Below are 17,745 nucleotides of genomic sequence, written 5' to 3' on the forward strand. Positions count from 1 at the left end.
TGGCTACGATACCTATTATTGTGAGATTTAAGGTTAGTTTAGCATGAAGTTATGCCAGTTAGGTCACCTTATTTGGCCATATAGGCACTCTTGAAGTTATAGTTAATGCCCGCCGTGTTGTAGACTAGGCCTTTCAGCTTGGGGTTGACCATCTGTGCGATGACATTTTGTGAGAGCGGTGCGACCCCTTGATCAGTCGCAATCGTTTTTTCAGCGGTTGCAAGGGCTTGCCAACGCTTCGTTGTACTAGTCGTACTATTTGCGGTGCTGATGGCACTGTCGAAGGTCTTGTTGGTCCACTTACCAAAGTTGTAATCGTTAGTTGAGGTCATGATACCGAGGTCCGAGACCGGATCGGCAAAGTCGGCTTGCCATGCGGAGATGACCAGCTGGAAGTTACCTGCAATTTCTCGAGAAATTCTCGTCTTGTAAGGAACGGTGAGGCTTTGAACTTTAAGTCCTGGCAATTCCTTTTCCAGTTGTCCCTGAACATATTCAGCAAGGGCCTTCATCTGATCCGTGTCGTCATGAGTTAACGTTAAGGTAACTGACTTCTTGCCGGTTTCTTTTAGCCCTTGTTTCCAGAGCTTTTTAGCTTTGGCGTTGTCCTGAGTAACAGCTGATTTGACCGTATTTGCGGTGGCAAAGTCTTTACCGGTCGTTGGATCAGTAGCAAGTCCGGTCGTAACAAAGCCCTTTGGAGTGACGGAACCATCCCCGAGAACATCGTTGACCAACTGCTTACGATTCAAAGTCAGTGACATGGCTTGGCGAATCTTCTTATTAGCGAGGAACTTAACTTTCTTTTGATTAAATTCCAAGTAATTTAGACGTGAAGACTTCCGGATGACCAACTTGCTATTATTCTTTTCGTTCTTAACCTGTTGTCCAGATAACGTTGCCATGTCGAGCTTATTACTCTGGAAGAGGTTAAAGGCTGTCGTCGTCGACTTCACAACTTGGTCCTTGATCTTAGTTAGGTAAACGTGCTTTTTATCCCAGTAATTAGGATTGCGCTTAAGGGTCCAAGTCGAGTTAGTCCCTTTCCAACCAGTCATCTTGAACGGTCCGTTGTAAACCATCTTGCTGGAACTGGTCCCGTAGTCCTTGCCGTATTTTTCAACCGCGTGCTGGTTTTGCGGGAAGAAGACCACGAAACCCATCAATAATTTGAAATACTGCATGGGCTTTTCGAGCTTGACGGTCAGCTTATACTTACCATCGGCCTTGATGCCCAAGGTACTAGTCTTGGCCTTGCCGCTGACGATTTTATCCGCATTTTTGATGCCGGAATATAAGTAGGCATACTGAGAAGCCGTCTTCGGATTAACCGTACGCCGCCAGCCATATACGAAATCCTGCGCTGTTACTTGATCGCCATTACTCCATTTGGCATTCTTGCGCAGGGTAAAAGTATAAGTCTTTTTATCTTTGGACACGGTCGTTTTAGTCGCAATACCGGGCGTGACTTTACTGTTTTTACTTAATCGATACAAACCTTCTTGCGAATTACTGATCATCGTCCCACTGATAACATCAGTGGCTAAGGACGGGTCAAGGGTGGTCAAATCCTGGCCGTTTTCCGACCAATTGAGGACTTGAGTCTTGGCCATGTTGGCCGTTGTGTTGCCGGCATTGCTTGAACTGGATGAGGACTGACCACAGCCGACGAGTAAAACGCCAGTCGTTGCCGTTAACGTGGCAACTGTGGCAAATAATTTCCATTGCATATATGTACCCCCTGCTTCAAATGATTATGATATGTAGATGAGAATACATTAAAATTAGATTAAATACAATATTATTTTTTTAATCATTAATATTATTAAGCAAATAAAGCCAGTACGACTCGTTAAGAATCGTACTGGCTTAATTAAGAAAACTAACGTTGCCATTGCATCGTATATTCTGGTTGCTGGGTTGCTTGGTCACTAGCCTGATCAATGACGCGGAACCCGTGGTGGTGATAAAAGACGATGGCTGGGCGATTAGCAACATAGACGTTTAATTGTAATTGATGATGGTCAGCTTGGGCAGTCGCCAATAGCGCCGTCCCCAGACCTTGATGTTGAGCATCATTGCAAATGAAAATTCCGGCAATGTAATCGTTTTGTAAGCCTATAAAGCCCAGAATATAAGCTTCAGGTCCGTCGGTCAGTCCGACGATGAGTTCGGCTGATTGTAATGCTTCACGTACTAAGGGGGCTTGTTGACGCCAGTAGTCGGCACTGACAAAGTCATGGGCCGTTAAATTACCACTTAACCAGATTGCCATTAGCTGATCGAGTTGGTGAGTTGTCGGGTGTTGTAAGTGTTCAAGCTTCATTCGACGTTACCCTGTTTTAGTAGGCGAACGCGACTCACTGCTGGAATTTTAGAAAGTTCAGCTATTAGGTCAGCTTGTTGTGGCTGCTGTAGGTCGTCGATGTCAATGATGGTGTAAGCGGTTTGGTGTTTAGCAGCGTTGGCCATAGTGGTGATGTTGAGGTTGGCTGCCGCTAGTTTAGCCGTGATTTGGCTGACCATGTTAGGCACGTTTTCGTGAATGATTGTAAAGCGGTAAGTCGCGTTGAACGGCACACTTAAGTCTGGCAGATTGACGGCCGCATGAACGTTACCGGTTTCCAAGTAAGTCATGATGGTACGCGCAGCCTGCGTGGCACCGTTGATCTCAGCCTCGATAGTTGAGCCGCCGATATGAGGTGTCACGGTAACCGCGGGCTGGTCGGCAAGCTGGGGTTCGCCAAAATCGGTGTAGTAGTGGGCAACTTGTCCCGTGGCTAACGCATTCATGATGGCAGTATTGTCGACGATGCCCAGCCGCGAATAATTAAATAATTGAACGCCCGTTGGCATGGCGGCCAACGCATCTTTATTAATCAGATGAAGTGTGTCGGCATTTTTAGGCACGTGGACGGTGACAAAATCAGCTTGTTTGACCGCATCTGGTAGCGTGGCCGCACGCTGGACTTGTTTGGCAATGTTCCAAGCGGCATCCGCGGATAGATAGGGGTCGTAACCAATCACGTTCATGCCTAGATTCAACGCCGCATTGGCTACGAGCGCGCCAACATGGCCGAGCCCAATAACAGCCAAGGTCTTACCCGTTAATTCGACACCGTTAAATTGCGTCTTGTCGTGTTCGGTACGTTGAGAAATGTCAGCTTCGGTATGTTGGGCTGAATAGGTCGTCGCAGCGATTAGATTACGGGATGCCATAATGAGCAGGCCGATGATGAGTTCCTTAACGGCATTAGCGTTACTTCCCGGGGTGTTGAAAACAGCAGTCCCGTTAGCGGTTGCTTGATCGATAGGAATATTGTTAACACCGGCACCGGCGCGCACAATGACTTTCAATGAAGATGGTAGTGTCTCGGTATGTAGGTTGACCGAGCGAATTAAGTAAGCATCAGGATGCTCAGATTGATTGAGCGTGTAATCGGCAGTAAACGTGTTAAGGCCGGCTGGGGCGATGGCGTTATAGGTTTTAACTTGATACATAAATATCCTCCTTGATTAACGATGATGTGCTTCAAAAGCGGCCAGATAGTCAACTAGTGCCTGAACACCGGCTAACGGCATGGCGTTATAGAGACTAGCACGCATACCGCCAACTAAGCGGTGTCCCTTTAGGTTTAATAATCCGTGCTCACGGGCACCTTGAATGACTGCAGCATCGAGGTCGGCCTGGCCCGTGACGAATGGAACGTTCATGGTCGAACGGTCGCTGGTCTTGACCGGATTAGTAAAGAGTTGGGACTGGTCTAAGAAGTCATAGAGTAAGGCGGCTTTAGCGTGATTGCGAGCAGTCATTACGTTGAGTCCGCCCTGGGCCTTTAACCATTTGAGTACGAGACCCGCGGCGTAAATGGCAAAAACGGGTGGCGTGTTGAACATCGAATTTTTATCCGCAAATAGCTGGTAATCCAGCATACTTGGCAGGTTGGCGACTTGACCAATTAAATCATCACGGACAATGACGATTGTCAAACCAGCGGGACCCAGATTCTTCTGAGCACCAGCAAAGATGAGTCCAAAATCGCTGACTTGGTAAGGTTCACCCAAAAAGTTTGATGACATGTCGGCTACCAGTGGTACTTGACCCGTAGCCGGTAAGCGCGTCATCATGGTCCCTTCAATGGTATTATTAGTCGTAAGATGAATATAATCGAGGGATTGATCGATGGGCTGGACGACCGTTGGCAGTTGGTTAAAATGGTTAGCAGCGCTACTCCCCAGAATCGTGACTTTAGTACCGACCCGTTTGGCTTCATCGGCGGCGCGTTGTGCCCAGTGACCGCTGTCAAGCAACCCGATACGATGATGGGGCGCCAGATTTAGTGGTGCGGCTGTGAACTGTAGCGTGCCCCCGCCTTGAAAGAAGAGTACGTGATAGTTGTCAGGGATAGCCATTAAATCGCGAAGATCTTGTTCGGCATCTTGAAGGACTTGCGCAAATAAATCGGAGCGGTGTGAGATCTCCAAAATGCTCATGCCGGAGCCTTGAAATGAGGGTAGCTCCGCTTGAATTTGAGTGATGACTGGTTGTGGTAGAACGGCTGGCCCAGCAGAAAAATTATAAATTGGCATGAAAAATCCTCGCTTTCAGTAGTTTAATCAGGGTAATAAAAAAGTCCTGGCAGTCGGTTGCGACTACCAGGACGGATAATAACGAGATTAAGCAATTCCACCTGGTAGCGAATGTCTTAGCATCCGTGCTCAGGCTGATTTGCGTACGCAAAATTAGGCCGACACAGATGGGTGTGTAGACCAGGAGGAACTGATATGATGATTGATAGGATTAGTTAGAACCATCAGTTGGACACTCCTTCGTTAAACCGGTGTTGGCACCAGTCGGTTAATTGCGTTGGTATTAATTTAGCAAGCACGGGTCTATTTGTCAAGCTGGATAATGAGAAAGAACTGTGACAAAATTAGTGTAACTAATAATAATTTAATCTTGGAGGCGCACGATGACAACCTTTTACGTGGTACGACATGGACAAACAACGGCTAACGCACAAAATTTAAAACAGGGCACGATTAATACAGCCGTCACGCATTTGAACTCGGTTGGCAAGCAGCAAGCGCAAACGTTGCACGATGCATTTGATATTAGCTTCGCGGACCGGTTGATTTGTAGCCCGCTGGACCGGACCAAGGCGACGGCGGCGATTTTGAATCAAGGCCGACAGCTGCCTGTCAGCCAGGACGAACGATTATTGGAAATTTCATACGGCCAGTGGGATGGACAGGATAATGACCAGCTGCTAGCGGCCTATCCGCAGTACTTTGATCCACTTTTGCAGGACGTTTTGCCAAGCTACGTGGAGGTTGCGACGGATGGTGAGACTTTTGAACACGTGCAACAACGGGTAGCCGCATTCTTGAAGGCCACGGCACAAGCCCATCCAGACGAGCAGATTGTTGTCGTGACCCATGGCTTTACCGTCAAAGCGATGGCCTTAGCGATCCTAAAGCCGACCGATCCGATGAGCCTACCGGAACCGGCTAATACGAGCGTCACCAAAGTAGTGGTGGATGCTGTCCATGACCGCCAATATTTAGCATATTATAACCGCTTGCCCCAATTCTGACGCGCAATGACTTAACGAACGGGCGATTCCGGGCTACAATAGATGATGGTTTGAAATAACCACGCACTGTTGAACCTTATTTCAAATCAAGGTCTAATCAGGCAACAACAGCAGACATCACATATAAACTCCTAAGTGAGGTGGTCCTGGCATTTGGCGAGGATCGCCTTTTTGTATCCGCTTAAGCGTTTGAACAGTACCAATATTACAGGCGCGGTATAATATAAATAGTATTCAAAAATTAGATGAGGTGAGTAATGATGACATATTCAGCAGCATCAACGCGCTATGACGAACTACCGATTCGACGCGTGGGTAAGACGGGGCTACAATTACCCGTTATCTCGTTGGGGCTATGGCGGAATTTTGGGGATGAAGCGCCGTTTGTTAATTCACGAAAAGTGGTTCTGGATGCCTTTGATCATGGCGTTTTTAGCTTTGATTTAGCCAATAATTATGGACCATCGAAGGGATCGGCAGAGCGGACGTTCGGACAAATTATGCAACGAGACTTAAAGCCGTATCGTGATGAGCTCGTCATCACGACCAAAGCCGGATATCCGGCCTGGCCAGGGCCGTATGGGGCTTTCGGCTCACGCAAGACGTTGATCAGTTCATTGGACCGTAGTCTTAAACAGATGCATTTGGATTACGTTGATATTTTCTACTCACATCGTCCAGACCCTAACATCGATTTGTATGAGACTGCCGCGGCCCTTGACCAGTTGGTTCGTCAGGGGAAGGCGCTGTATGTTGGAATTTCAAATTATGACCGCGACCAAACGGCAACGATGGTGAAGTATTTCAATGAGATGCACACGCCGTTTACAGTCAATCAGTACTCATATAACATGTTGAATCAACAGGCTCAAACAACCGGCTTGATTGACTATCTCGGCCAGCATAATGCGGGCTTAGTGGCATATGGTCCATTAGCTGAAGGATTATTGACGCAGCGTTACTTACAAGGAATTCCAGCCGATTTTCCGATTCATCGAACGAATAAATATTTATTTGATCAGGGGACCGCAACCGTGGTTAATCAATTGAATGCCCTGAACAGAATCGCTGAGCAACGGGGACAAACCTTGGCCCAAATGGCTTTGGCTTGGCTACTACGGTCGCAGGTCGTCACGAGCGTCATCATTGGCACGACCAATGTCGACCACTTGCACGCTAATCTTGAAGCAACGCACAATTTAACCTTTAGTGATGACGAAGTAAAAGCCATTACCGCGATTCTAAAGTAAATCGCATTAAAGGCCACTCCCCCAATATGCCGGGGAGTGGCCTTTTTAGCACGTCCTGTTTATTAAGGTCAAAAATAGCTCGCGCTTAGGCTCGTTAGGTAGACGCCTGTTCGGCAGCAATGCTCGCCCTATTTCCGTCCTCCGGGGCTGGGGGACCATTGCGGAAACGTAAACCGAGATCGATTTGAGCCCAAACCCGCCCAGTCTCAAATACGAGACTTATTCTAAGCTGGCGGCTTTTGAACTTAATGACGGTCATGTTTTGAACTGAATCATAACCGTGCGCTAACTTCAACTGACCGAATCCGGGTAATTTTAAAATAATCTGGGCGAATGTTCGGTAACCTCGGTAGTTAATGGTGTAATTAGTTATCCTGTGAAATTACTGATTGGTACAAGTGACCGGTTTATCAACGTCATCAAAATGTAATAGTTTTTATCGAACGTACGTTCTGAAGATGTGCTATGATGGAGCTACTATTTCGATGAGGTGATCTAATGGAACAGCTGAAACCAATTGAAGCGTCGTTATTGCAAGCTTATGAGTTAAACTGCGTGGTTCGGTTAACTTTAAGCGATGGTCATCAACCGAGTGGCTTAATTGCGGCTGTGGACGACCAGCAGCTTTTTTTGAATCAGCAAGCGGGAGTCGTTAAGCCGATTGCGTTGAGTGATGTAACCGCCATTGATTTTCTTAAACAGTCTTGGTGGCAGCGGTAATCCTAAAGGTCGTATTTCACTATGATTTCGTGACGACGGAATTCGGTAATAGCAGTAATCAATTCAAGTGGTAGGGGCTGATCCAGCGGAAACTGGATGGCCCCTTTGCTTGTTTTATAGGTGACTAATTGATCATGAAAAGCCTCAATTGCACTTGGCGTTGGGTACAAGCCAAAGTGATGTTTGAATAAAGCAAAATGGATGACGTTTTCGTGCCAATAGAAGGTCGGCATCTGGTACTTTAACTGTTCTTGCGCCTCTGGTAAGACCGTTGCAATGGTTTGCTGTAAGGCTATTAATTGCGATTGATAGGCTTGTGGTGTGTTAGCAATATAGGCCTCAATCGGCGTCATGGTGAATATCCTCCTGGTCACGTAATTCAGCGGCTAAAGTGGCATCAGGGACAACGGTGATCGTGCGTGCAGTACCACTAAAGGTAACGAGCCCGGCCTTAGCACCCTTGGGTTTACGCATCTGACCAACGGTGAGCACATCAACAGGTACGCGGTTCATCTGACGACCCTTACTGTAATAGGCCGTTAGTACGGCCGCTTCCTGCAAGGTTTGTTCACTCGGATGATTACTGTGAATAACCACGTGTGAACCGGGAATTTCACCACCCGCGTGCATCCAGTAGTAATCTTTACGGGCCGTCAATGTTAGGTGGTCGTTTTGACGACTATTTTTACCAACTTCAACCAGCACGTGGTCGTGCGTGTAAAAGCGGCGGGGATGGGCGGGTGTTGGGGCCTTAGATGAGTGTAAAACGTGGGTATGAATCGCGCCCGCAGCAATCAGTGATTGTTTAAGAGTGGCCACCGCTTCGGGATTCTCAGGGTCAAAGGCTGCTTGAGTCGCTAATTGCTGGTGTAGTTCGGTCTTGGCCGTCGCCAAATTTTGTTGAACGGTCGCTTGACCGCGTTTGCTTTTGTGATAACGATGAAAATAATCCTCGGCATTTTCAATAATTGATTTTTTAATATCGAGTTTAATACTAAGTGGGTGGCCTTGATAGTCGGGCAATTCGACGAAATGATGGTGCCCTTCGATCTGGCTAGCATACGTCTTCAATAACGTGCCCTTGAGTTGCAACTCACTGACATCAGGTAGGTGGTCTAATGCTTTAGTTAATGATTCGATTTGTTTACGCGTGTGGTGAATTAAGTGCGCTAATCCAGTTTGGACTAGGTCGACATCGGTTGTGGTCGTCATGAATTGGGTTCCTCTAATCTGTAAAAGTTAACACCTTAATAATAACATGTTCTGGTTAGTTAACAGTGGAAGATTGGGACTAGCGCATGAATTAAGATGTCAAATGACGCGATTGAAAAAAGTTGAGCAATTTTCAGAAAAGTTCGGTATTCTATTACATGGGAGTTGATTGAGAAATGCAAAAAACATTAATTATTAACGCAGGTAGTTCATCATTGAAATGGCAATTATTTGCCATGCCTGCTGAAACGGTGGTTGCTAGTGGTCTCGTTGAACGGATTAGTATGCCCGGTTCAATTTTCACCATCAAGTATGGTGACCATCAAAAGTTTGAAACGACAGTCGATAATTTAGATCAAAACCATGCGGCGCAGATGTTATTAGCTGAATTACAGCGATTAGCAATTATTGACTCATTAACGGAAATTACGGCAGTTGCTCACCGAGTCGTTGCGGGTGGCGAAACGTTCAAGCAAGCAGTTGAAGTGACGCCAGCGGTACTCGAAGCCATTAAGGGGCTTAGTGACTTTGCACCATTGCATAATCCGATGGAGGCACGTGGTATTGAGACGATGGCGCAGGCTTTACCAGCTGTTAAACAGTACGCGGTATTTGATAGTCAGTTCTTTACCGATTTACCAGAAATGAATGCAATTTACAGTTTGCCTTATGAATTGACCCAAAAATACCATATTCGCCGTTACGGTGAACATGGTATCTCGCATGGTTACTTAACCGGGCGGGCTGCAGAACTGCTGGCTAAGCCGAAAGATGACCTCAACTTGGTGACGTTACATTTAGGTAGTGGCGCGTCATTAGCTGCCGTCAAAAATGGCCGGGCTTTCGACACATCGATGGGTTTTACGCCATTAACGGGTGTCACAATGGGAACGCGCGCGGGTGACGTTGATCCGGCCGTATTGCCATTTCTTATGAAAGCTTTAAAGATCGATGATCCGAATGAAATCATGATGATGCTTAACAATCAGTCTGGATTGTTAGGAATCTCAGGAATTTCACCAGATATGCGTGAAATCCGTGCGCAAGAAGCCACGAATCCCCAAGCCCAACTAGCTGTTGAAATTTTTGTCAATCGGATTGTTAAGTATGCCGGTAGCTATTTGACAGAATTAAAACGGGCGGATGCGCTGATTTTTGCGGGCGGCATTGGCGAGCATAATGCGACCTTGCGCCAGCAAATTATTGATGAACTGAGCATCTTTGGTGTGACCCTGGATCCGAAATTAAATGAAGCGGGTCAAGAAGGACTCATCAGTGGCGCAGATTCCAAGATTAAAGTGATGTTGATCCCAACTAACGAAGAATTAGCGATGGTGCGACAAGTTGCGGCGTTGCAAAATTAAGCTTCTCTTAATTTACGACTGCAATCAGTCTGCCGCTGTATAGCGCGTGCTATACTAACTGGCAAGGTACCCATGATGGGACTTGTAAGGAGGGAAGCTCTCTTCGCAGAGCGCATAGATGATCGGTTTATTGATTGCTTTAGTAATTGGTTTATGGTTGCTCAAAGTTATCTTTAAAATTGGTTTTAAAATTATCGGTTGGGTGTTCATGATTGTGATTGGGTTGTTTTTATTTAAAATCGCATTATGGTTAGGCCTGATCGTCGTGGCGATTGCCGGCGTTGCATTATTCGGAAATGCCACCACGTAATTTGAAAGATAAAGATGAGCGTTGTTAAAACTAGTGTTATCGGCACGCTAGCCGTAAAGGCGGCTTGTTGGAACTAAATAGTCATTGAACGAAACCAGGAAATCTCAGTTAGTTTTGTGAGACTTCCTGGTTTTTGAGTTAGATTAAAGTTCCGAGATAAACCATGACTAGGCCACCGACGAGACTCAAGCCAAAGTATTCCCAGGCGACCCGTTGATGGTGGTTACGGCCGAGCAACACGAGTTCGTTGATCATTGTTGAAAAAGTCGTATAGCCACCCATAATCCCAGTTCCTAGAAAAATCTGCCAGTTGGGCGGTAATGAGCTGGTTAAAATCCAACCGAGCAATAAAGCGCCGCTTAGATTGATAAATAACGTGGCAATTGGTAACGGCCATCGATTGAGAGGTCGTGCTAAGCGCATGATGCCGTAACGACTTAAGGCCCCTAAAGCTGCGCCAACACCGGCCAATCCGACTAGGACTAACATTAAAATTCCTCCTTTGGTAGCCAATAGGTGCTAAGGAAGTTTCCAGCTAGACCCGCCAGCAAGCCCAACCCTAAGCTAGCAGCGACATAACTTAAAGCTAAAACGCTATGGCCACTTTGGAATGATTGTAGCGTTTCAAAAGTGAAGGTGGAAAAAGTAGTAAAGCTACCAACGAGCCCGACACTCATACCAGTGACAATATCTTCAGAGACGGGTAACCGCGCCGGTAACAAGTTAGTAATCAGGCTAAGCACAAATGCGCCCACAATATTAATCAGACACGTTATCCAGAAATGTTGTGGCCAAGTGACGAGCAAACTAAGCCCCTCCCGGAGACCACCACCTAGCATTGCGAAGCCGGTAATGGCAATCATCTTTTTCAAATGGACACCTGCTTTCTGAAAGTAATTTCAGTTTACTGAAAAAGTTTTGAAAAAACAACAACCCTTGCAAATCAAAATTAAACATGCTAATCTACAAGATAACTTATAAAACACGAGGTATTCAGCCAATGCGCAACTAATTAATTCTAGTAACTGAACAGGAACCATGCCTAGCAATAGGGGTGGACTGTCCGTTTTGGGATTAATTAGGGTGCTGGTGGAATCAATTGCCAGCGTTCTCATTTTGAGGACGCTTTTTTGTGCCATAAATTAGTCCCTGCAACTAAGGGGATGCTTATTAATGACAATGATTAATTTAAAAAATATTCAAAAAGATATGGCGGGACGGCCACTATTTTCAATTGACCGGCTAGTCGCCAATGCCGGGGATAAAATCGGCGTGGTGGGGCGAAACGGTGCTGGTAAATCAACACTGGCCCATTTACTAACGGGTACTGATCGTGATTATACGGGGCAAATTATGGTGGACGAGCCAGTCAGCTATGTTGCCCAAATCGCACCGACTTTTGACCAAAGTGGTGGTCAAGCTATGCTAACCAGAATTCGGCAGGCTTTGAGCGCCCACCCAACAATTTTGATTCTAGATGAGCCGTCATCTAATTTGGATGAATCACATCAGCAATGGCTTATTAATCAGTTACAACGTTTTCGCGGGTTGCTGCTGTTGATTTCACATGATCGGCAATTATTAAATGCTGTGACGACACAGACTTGGGCGGTTGAACACCAAAAATTTACCGCATATGCCGGCAATTACGCATATTATCAGACGGTAAAAGCGCAGCAACTCGCAACTCAGGAAGCTGCGTATCAGCGCCAAAACACTCATCAGCGTGAGTTACTAGCAGCGCAGCGTCAACGTAACGAAAAAGCCCAGCGGATTCGAAAAGGTAATCGGCGAATGTCGCAAGTAGAGCGTGCCAAGACGAAAGCGACTAGGGAAGCTACCGCGGCCAAGATGGAACGAACGGCTAAACGCATGGTCGCCCGAGGACAACGGGAACCGCAAGTTGCTAAGCCCTTTACGACTTCAGGCTTTAAGTTAGTCGCGACAGATTTTCCGACGTTTACAGGTAAGACCGTGGTAACTGGTCTTAATGTCACATTGGCTGAATATGGAAAAACGTTGTTAGCACACGCTGACTTTCAAATCAGGCCACATGATCGGGTCGCTATCGTGGGGCCCAACGGTAGCGGTAAGACCACATTACTGCGTGCAATTTTAGGTGGCCGGGTGTCAGGATTACGATTGGCACCGGCGGCACGAGTCGGAGTATTCAACCAAGATATGACAGTGCTCGATGGTAAACAGTCGGTGTGGCAAACAGTGCGGCAAGTCAGTCAGCTACCGGATCAAACGATCCGCAACGTCATGGGCGCGCTGGGCCTGCCAGCACGCTTTTATCCGCAACTGGTATCGGCGTTAAGTGGTGGTGAACTGGTTAAATTACAGCTAGTTCGTATTTTAGTCGGTCAATATAACGTGTTAATGTTAGATGAACCAACCAATTATTTGGATGTGGACGCGCTGGATGCGTTGGCCGATTACTTACAAAATTATCCTGGAACGATAATTTTTGTTTCACATGATGAACCGTTTCGTCGGGCCGTTGCTACTCGGGTGTTGCAATTCGAGACGCACCAATTAGTTGATCCTGACAAAGTTGTTAAAGCGCCGCAACCAGTGGAAACTGACTTAGCAGTACTTCAGTTCAAGTATGATCAATTAATGGCGGACCCGACGTCTTCTACAGCTGATATTCAGGCATTACAGCAACAAATTGATCGGCTGAAAGCATGAATTAAGGTCAACTTGTTGTTAGTTTGTCCGATCTGAGTGGGGAATATTACCCAAAAACAGGTTTTCTCATCATTGAGAAAACCTGTTTTAATTTAGTGTTTATTTAGTTGCATGCTGCTAGCTAGCGCCACGGAATGACGAAAGCGCCGACTTGTAAAAGCAAGACGCCGCTAATCACAATGGTCCAATCCAACTTAGTCAGTGGAATTTGACGATAGTGGGTGCGGGGTGCATCTTCGACAAAACCATGGGAGCGCATGGCCTGGGCAAGGTTCTGCGACCAATTGATAGAGACCAAAATTGCTTTAAAGTAGAGCTGTGGTGACCAGAAGGACAGGACCTGCCCACGCATCAGGCCAGCAGCCCGAATCACTTGAACTTCGTGCTGAATCCGTGGTACCAAGTTATACGCGGCGAGGACGCCATATGCAAATTTGGCGGGTAAATGCCAGTTTTGCTCAAGCGAATCGGTTAATTGTAAGACGTCAGTCGTGAGCGTAAAAGTAGCGCCCGTAAAAACAAACGCATAGATTCGTGTGAACAGGACCCAGGCCATCAAAGTCTTGTCACCGCTACCGTTAATGTACTGGGTACTCCAAAGTCCAATTGCTGGTATCAACGGAATGAGTAGCAACCACCCTAATGTTCGAAGCCGCGTTCGGTGACCGAGCAGGTAAATCAGTGCCAGAATAATCAGAGCTACGTTCAAACTTACAATTGTCGTGAATGAAATTTCGAGCGCAATGATGAGTAGTAATAATAATTTCATGCTAGGATTCATGATCGCACCACCCAATCTAAATGGTGATTTTCAAAGTGTAGCTGATAGTCAATCAATGGCATCAGGCCGGTTAACTGGTGACTAATAATAATCAGTGTCTGCTTAGTTGCCGCTTGGGTGGTCTGTAATAACGCGACCAGGGCATTGATCGAATGCAAATCCAGCCCTTTTAAGGGTTCATCCATGAGTAGCACTGGTGACTGCATGATTAACATGAGCAGAATTTGTAGTTTCTTTTTCTGTCCCTCACTCAAAGTATAGATGACTTGTTCATCACGCCCGGATAAGTTGAGTTGCATTAAGGCCGTTTGAATACGGTCCGCGGTAAAGTAGTCGCCATACGCATAGCGTTTGCTTTGAGCCAGTTCTTCAGCGACCGTGATGTTTAAAAACTGGGTCTCAGCGTCCTGAAAAAGCAAGGCGACGTGGCGAGCGTAGCGTTTGCGTTTTAGCTTGTCGATAGGTGTCCCTTCGTAACGAATTTCGCCAGTATAGGGGTGCAGACGGACGAGGGCTTCAAATAATGTGGATTTACCGCTACCGTTAGGACCCGTGATCAGCGTATTGTGTTGTGCTAACAATTGACGCGTTGTCGGTACTAATAGTTGACGATCACCTGCCTGTAAAGTGACGTGATCAAGTTGAAAACAAGGGCGTTCAACGCGTTGCGGTGCTGACCATGACCGTTGTGGCTGCTCAGTAAAGGCTGCAAATAACTCAGACCAGGTGGTGCGATCAATGAGCTGTAAGTGCTGGTCCTTGATTTGGACGACTTGATCGACGAGCTGTTCGTAACCTGATAGGTCATGATCCGCCAAGATGATTGTCTTCCCATGTTGATTGCGTAGTTCCACGAGTCGGTCTAACAAGACGGCTCGTGCGGTCGGATCGACACTGGCAAAGGGCTCATCTAGTAGGATGACATCGCTATCCATAGCGACAATGATTGCAAGGGCCACTTTCTGTTTCTCGCCACCGGATAAATGATTTAATAGTCGTGACTGTAAATTTCGGATACCAACAAAGTCAAGCGCACTAAGTAAGCGGGCCGGTATTTGGTCACGGGGCACTTGTAAGTTCTCAAGTGCGAAAATTAGTTCATTTTCAACGGTATCCATGGCAAACTGCTGATTAGGATTCTGAAACATCATGGCAACGTGCTGAGCACGCTGATTAGCGGTGCTAGCAGTTAATGACTGACCATCAAAGGTAATGGTGCCGTAATCTGGAGTCAGGGGTAGTAAGCCTGCAATCAGCTTTAGGAGCGTCGACTTACCTGTTCCCGATGGCCCTGTCAATAGGATGAAGCTTTGCCGTGGTAGTGTTAGGTTAACGCGATCCAGAATGGGTGTCGACGCCTGTGGATAGGTGTAAGTTAAATTATTCAGCGCGATACTAGCCATTCGAGAAAGCCTCCATTTTATAAAGTGTATTAATGCGTTGATTTTAAAACATGACTGCGATCAAGTAGGTCCGTGATGGTTTTAGTTAACAGACCCCCGAAAACAAACATCGAAATAAAGCGAACGACCACGTATAAAACCAAGAGCCACAGCTGTAATTTATAGTAACCATTACGGGCAAGGTCCCAGCCAAAGGTGACCACAGTAGTTGTTGCGGCCGCAGCCGTTAAGCCTAACCAGTCATAGTGTTTGTAGCCAGTGACGATATAACCTAGTTCGGCCCCAAATCCTTGCACGACACCAGAAATCAATGTGGTGATTCCCCATTGACCACCGAAAAACATTTCGACGGTTGCTGCGAGGAGCTCACCTAGCGTTGCCGAACCCTTTAGTCGAATGAGGTAGCCAGCTAACATGCCGGGCATGCACCATAAGCCAAGTAGTAGTTCATTAGCCAGACCGCTTAGACCAAATGGTGTCAGGGCCGCACTTAAAATGTTATAAACAAAATTAGTCCCCATAAAGATGGCACCAAAGAAAATACCAATTAGTGCCAGTAAAATAATATCGTTCAAGTACCATGATTTAACCCATTTCATTGTTAAATCCTCCCAAAAGTAGTTTGTCATTCACGCATCCAAGCGACAAAAAACGCCTACCACGATTATCGGTGGCAGGCGGCTAAGTCTGAATTGATGGTTCCCCAAATAAAAGCATTGCTCCCTGCGCTGGCATTGTCCAGATTCAGGTTCAATGGGTATTATCTCAGCCGTGATGGCACCCCAGTTGCTATGAATGATACGTTTAGTGTAACGGATAATGACATTCAGTGCAATCAATTTTCCGGAAACTAAAGCAAAGTATGATGAAAAGTCACAATTTTGTGGTTTACTATGGATAAAGCAATGTATTTGGTTAATATTCTTAGGAGGGATCTCGATGGCAGAATCAGTGTATGATTTTACAGAAACTGAGATGAGTGGTGCGCCGCTTGACTTGTCACAATATCGCGGTCAGGTCTTGCTAATCGTGAATACGGCTAGCAACTGTGGCCTGGCACCACAGTTTAAAGGATTAGAAGAACTTTATCAGAAGTATCAGCAGGAGGGCCTAGTGGTCTTGGGATTGCCATCCAATCAATTTCATCAAGAAAAGGCGGATGACGATGAGACCCATGACTATTGTCAACGGCACTACGGGGTAACGTTCCCCATGACCAAACGGGTGATGGTTAATGGTGATGACGCTGATCCGTTATTTACTTACCTCAAACAGGCGGCGGGACATGGCCGAATCAAGTGGAATTTCACAAAATTCCTGATTGGTCGTGATGGCCGTGTGCTCGAACGCTATGCCCCAACGACCCGGCCGGCAACATTTGAAGCAGCGATTCGTGATGCCTTGGCTGATCGTTCAGAAGATTAACGATAAATTTAAAAATGATTGTTTAATTTAAAAGAAAGAAGTGGCTTAAGTTGGAAACTTATACGTTACGTGATGGTTTAACGGTACCTAAAATTGGCTTTGGAACATATAAACTGAATGGTGCTCATGGTGTGCAAGTGATCGACTCAGCGATTGATCGCGGCTACCGATTATTAGATACGGCCTTTAACTATGAAAATGAAGGGGCTGTTGGTGAAGCGGTTCGGCGTTCATCAGTACCGCGTTCGGAACTCTTGATTTCATCAAAACTTCCTGGTCGTCACCACACCTACGCGGAAGCTATCAATACGATTCAAGAATCATTATATCGAGCTGGCCTGGATTATTATGATTTATATTTGATTCATTGGCCTAATCCTAAGGAGGATCATTATGTTGAAGCTTGGCAGGCGCTGATTGATGCCCAGAAGTTAGGCTTGATTCGTTCGATTGGGGTCTCGAATTTCTTACCAGAACATTTAGAACGATTAAACAAAGAAACGGGTGTTTTACCCGTCATTAATCAGGTCGAATTACATCCGTACTTTAACCAGCAGGCACAACGGGATTATGATCAAGCACATGGTATTTTGACGCAAGATTGGAGTCCCCTTGGCCGGGCCAGTGAGATGCTTCAAAATGAGACGCTCAAAGAGATTGCAGCGCACTACCATAAAAACGTTGGGCAGTTGATTTTACGGTGGGAACTACAGTTAGGGACTTTGCCGATTCCAAAGTCGTCAACGCCGAGCCGTCAAGCCGGTAATATGGACGTGTTTGATTTTGAAATCAGTGCAGCTGATATGGCAACAATTAATGGTTTGAGCCAAGTGGATGGTCGCTTGAATAATCAAGATCCAGCAGTGTACCAGGAATTTTAATATGAATGATATAAAAAGATAGCGACGTTGTGATGATAACTCGTCGCTATCTTTTTATGGACAACTACTTGTTGATGATTGGTTTGTGATATCAGCGTAATCGCAATA

At 46.2% G+C, this 17,745-nt stretch carries 19 protein-coding genes and 1 riboswitch; of the genes, 8 read left to right on the top strand and 11 right to left on the bottom strand.

Annotated features, from left to right (window positions below; translation table 11 throughout):
• Nucleotides 1-68 precede the first annotated feature (68 nt).
• The 4 genes from V7R88_RS00870 to serC form a co-directional block, all read right to left on the bottom strand.
• Nucleotides 69-1,730 carry a peptide ABC transporter substrate-binding protein gene (locus V7R88_RS00870; protein ID WP_114648284.1) on the bottom strand — a complete coding sequence of 554 codons (1,662 nt, stop codon included), beginning with the start codon at nt 1,728-1,730 and terminating at the stop codon, nt 69-71.
• A 152-nt stretch (nt 1,731-1,882) separates the two neighbouring features.
• Nucleotides 1,883-2,326, bottom strand: coding sequence for a GNAT family N-acetyltransferase (locus V7R88_RS00875; RefSeq protein WP_054397193.1), 444 nt, complete (start codon nt 2,324-2,326; stop codon nt 1,883-1,885).
• Nucleotides 2,323-3,501, bottom strand: coding sequence for a phosphoglycerate dehydrogenase (locus V7R88_RS00880; protein WP_063731989.1), 1,179 nt, complete (start codon nt 3,499-3,501; stop codon nt 2,323-2,325). The genes V7R88_RS00875 and V7R88_RS00880 overlap by 4 nt, the downstream gene beginning before the upstream one ends.
• 15 nt (nt 3,502-3,516) lie before the next feature.
• Nucleotides 3,517-4,590, bottom strand: a complete 1,074-nt coding sequence (gene serC, locus V7R88_RS00885; protein WP_054397197.1) for a 3-phosphoserine/phosphohydroxythreonine transaminase — start codon at nt 4,588-4,590, stop codon at nt 3,517-3,519.
• Between the two features lie 383 nt (nt 4,591-4,973).
• On the opposite strand from serC, the gene V7R88_RS00890 reads away from it, so the two are divergent.
• The 3 genes from V7R88_RS00890 (at nt 4,974) to V7R88_RS00900 (ending at nt 7,567) form a co-directional block, all read left to right on the top strand.
• Nucleotides 4,974-5,597: a histidine phosphatase family protein gene (locus V7R88_RS00890; protein ID WP_063724155.1), complete on the top strand. Its 624-nt coding sequence runs from the start codon at nt 4,974-4,976 to the stop codon at nt 5,595-5,597.
• Between the two features lie 260 nt (nt 5,598-5,857).
• Nucleotides 5,858-6,847, top strand: a complete 990-nt coding sequence (locus V7R88_RS00895; protein ID WP_214334825.1) for an aldo/keto reductase — start codon at nt 5,858-5,860, stop codon at nt 6,845-6,847.
• A 498-nt stretch (nt 6,848-7,345) separates the two neighbouring features.
• A complete protein-coding gene (locus V7R88_RS00900; RefSeq protein WP_003641799.1) occupies nt 7,346-7,567 on the top strand; it encodes a hypothetical protein in 222 nt (73 codons plus the stop codon).
• Between the two features lie 2 nt (nt 7,568-7,569).
• Here the strand turns inward: V7R88_RS00900 and V7R88_RS00905 are convergent, their stop codons facing one another.
• Nucleotides 7,570-7,920: an iron chaperone gene (locus tag V7R88_RS00905; protein WP_054397201.1), complete on the bottom strand. Its 351-nt coding sequence runs from the start codon at nt 7,918-7,920 to the stop codon at nt 7,570-7,572.
• A complete protein-coding gene (locus V7R88_RS00910; RefSeq protein ID WP_114648285.1) occupies nt 7,907-8,779 on the bottom strand; it encodes an NFACT RNA binding domain-containing protein in 873 nt (290 codons plus the stop codon). The genes V7R88_RS00905 and V7R88_RS00910 overlap by 14 nt, the downstream gene beginning before the upstream one ends.
• A 176-nt stretch (nt 8,780-8,955) precedes the next feature.
• On the opposite strand from V7R88_RS00910, the gene V7R88_RS00915 reads away from it, so the two are divergent.
• Both V7R88_RS00915 and V7R88_RS00920 read left to right on the top strand, forming a co-directional pair.
• Entirely contained in the window at nt 8,956-10,143 is a 1,188-nt protein-coding gene (locus V7R88_RS00915) for an acetate/propionate family kinase (RefSeq protein WP_114648286.1), read from the top strand.
• A gap of 118 nt (nt 10,144-10,261) precedes the next feature.
• On the top strand, nt 10,262-10,453 hold the full coding sequence (locus V7R88_RS00920) for a hypothetical protein (protein ID WP_003641804.1): 192 nt from the start codon (nt 10,262-10,264) through the stop codon (nt 10,451-10,453).
• Between the two features lie 138 nt (nt 10,454-10,591).
• On the opposite strand, the gene V7R88_RS00925 is transcribed toward V7R88_RS00920, so the two are convergent.
• Nucleotides 10,592-10,942: a fluoride efflux transporter FluC gene (locus tag V7R88_RS00925; protein WP_054397209.1), complete on the bottom strand. Its 351-nt coding sequence runs from the start codon at nt 10,940-10,942 to the stop codon at nt 10,592-10,594.
• Nucleotides 10,942-11,325: a CrcB family protein gene (locus tag V7R88_RS00930; RefSeq protein ID WP_054397210.1), complete on the bottom strand. Its 384-nt coding sequence runs from the start codon at nt 11,323-11,325 to the stop codon at nt 10,942-10,944. Before V7R88_RS00930 ends, V7R88_RS00925 begins: the two co-directional genes overlap by 1 nt.
• A 301-nt stretch (nt 11,326-11,626) precedes the next feature.
• Here V7R88_RS00930 and V7R88_RS00935 point away from each other — a divergent pair, with 301 nt between their 5' ends.
• Entirely contained in the window at nt 11,627-13,147 is a 1,521-nt protein-coding gene (locus tag V7R88_RS00935) for an ABC-F family ATP-binding cassette domain-containing protein (protein ID WP_054397212.1), read from the top strand.
• A gap of 121 nt (nt 13,148-13,268) precedes the next feature.
• Here V7R88_RS00935 and V7R88_RS00940 read toward each other — a convergent pair whose 3' ends face one another.
• From V7R88_RS00940 to V7R88_RS00950, 3 genes are read right to left on the bottom strand one after another with little or no spacing between them, the layout of a single operon-like run.
• Nucleotides 13,269-13,928: an energy-coupling factor transporter transmembrane component T family protein gene (locus V7R88_RS00940; protein WP_054397214.1), complete on the bottom strand. Its 660-nt coding sequence runs from the start codon at nt 13,926-13,928 to the stop codon at nt 13,269-13,271.
• Nucleotides 13,925-15,331 carry an ABC transporter ATP-binding protein gene (locus V7R88_RS00945; RefSeq protein ID WP_114648287.1) on the bottom strand — a complete coding sequence of 469 codons (1,407 nt, stop codon included), beginning with the start codon at nt 15,329-15,331 and terminating at the stop codon, nt 13,925-13,927. Before V7R88_RS00945 ends, V7R88_RS00940 begins: the two co-directional genes overlap by 4 nt.
• Nucleotides 15,332-15,360: 29 nt before the next feature.
• A complete protein-coding gene (locus V7R88_RS00950) occupies nt 15,361-15,930 on the bottom strand; it encodes an ECF transporter S component (protein WP_015639877.1) in 570 nt (189 codons plus the stop codon).
• 102 nt (nt 15,931-16,032) lie between these two features.
• Nucleotides 16,033-16,126: riboswitch (TPP riboswitch) on the bottom strand.
• Between the two features lie 144 nt (nt 16,127-16,270).
• Here V7R88_RS00950 and V7R88_RS00955 point away from each other — a divergent pair.
• Complete coding sequence (locus V7R88_RS00955; protein ID WP_003646371.1) at nt 16,271-16,756, top strand: glutathione peroxidase; 486 nt, start codon at nt 16,271-16,273, stop codon at nt 16,754-16,756.
• Nucleotides 16,757-16,806: 50 nt separating this feature from the next.
• Nucleotides 16,807-17,637, top strand: coding sequence for an aldo/keto reductase (locus V7R88_RS00960; protein ID WP_054397218.1), 831 nt, complete (start codon nt 16,807-16,809; stop codon nt 17,635-17,637).
• Nucleotides 17,638-17,745 lie beyond the last annotated feature (108 nt).

The sequence above is a fragment of the Lactiplantibacillus argentoratensis genome (genome assembly GCF_037290055.1).
Lineage (GTDB): Bacteria > Bacillota > Bacilli > Lactobacillales > Lactobacillaceae > Lactiplantibacillus > Lactiplantibacillus plantarum.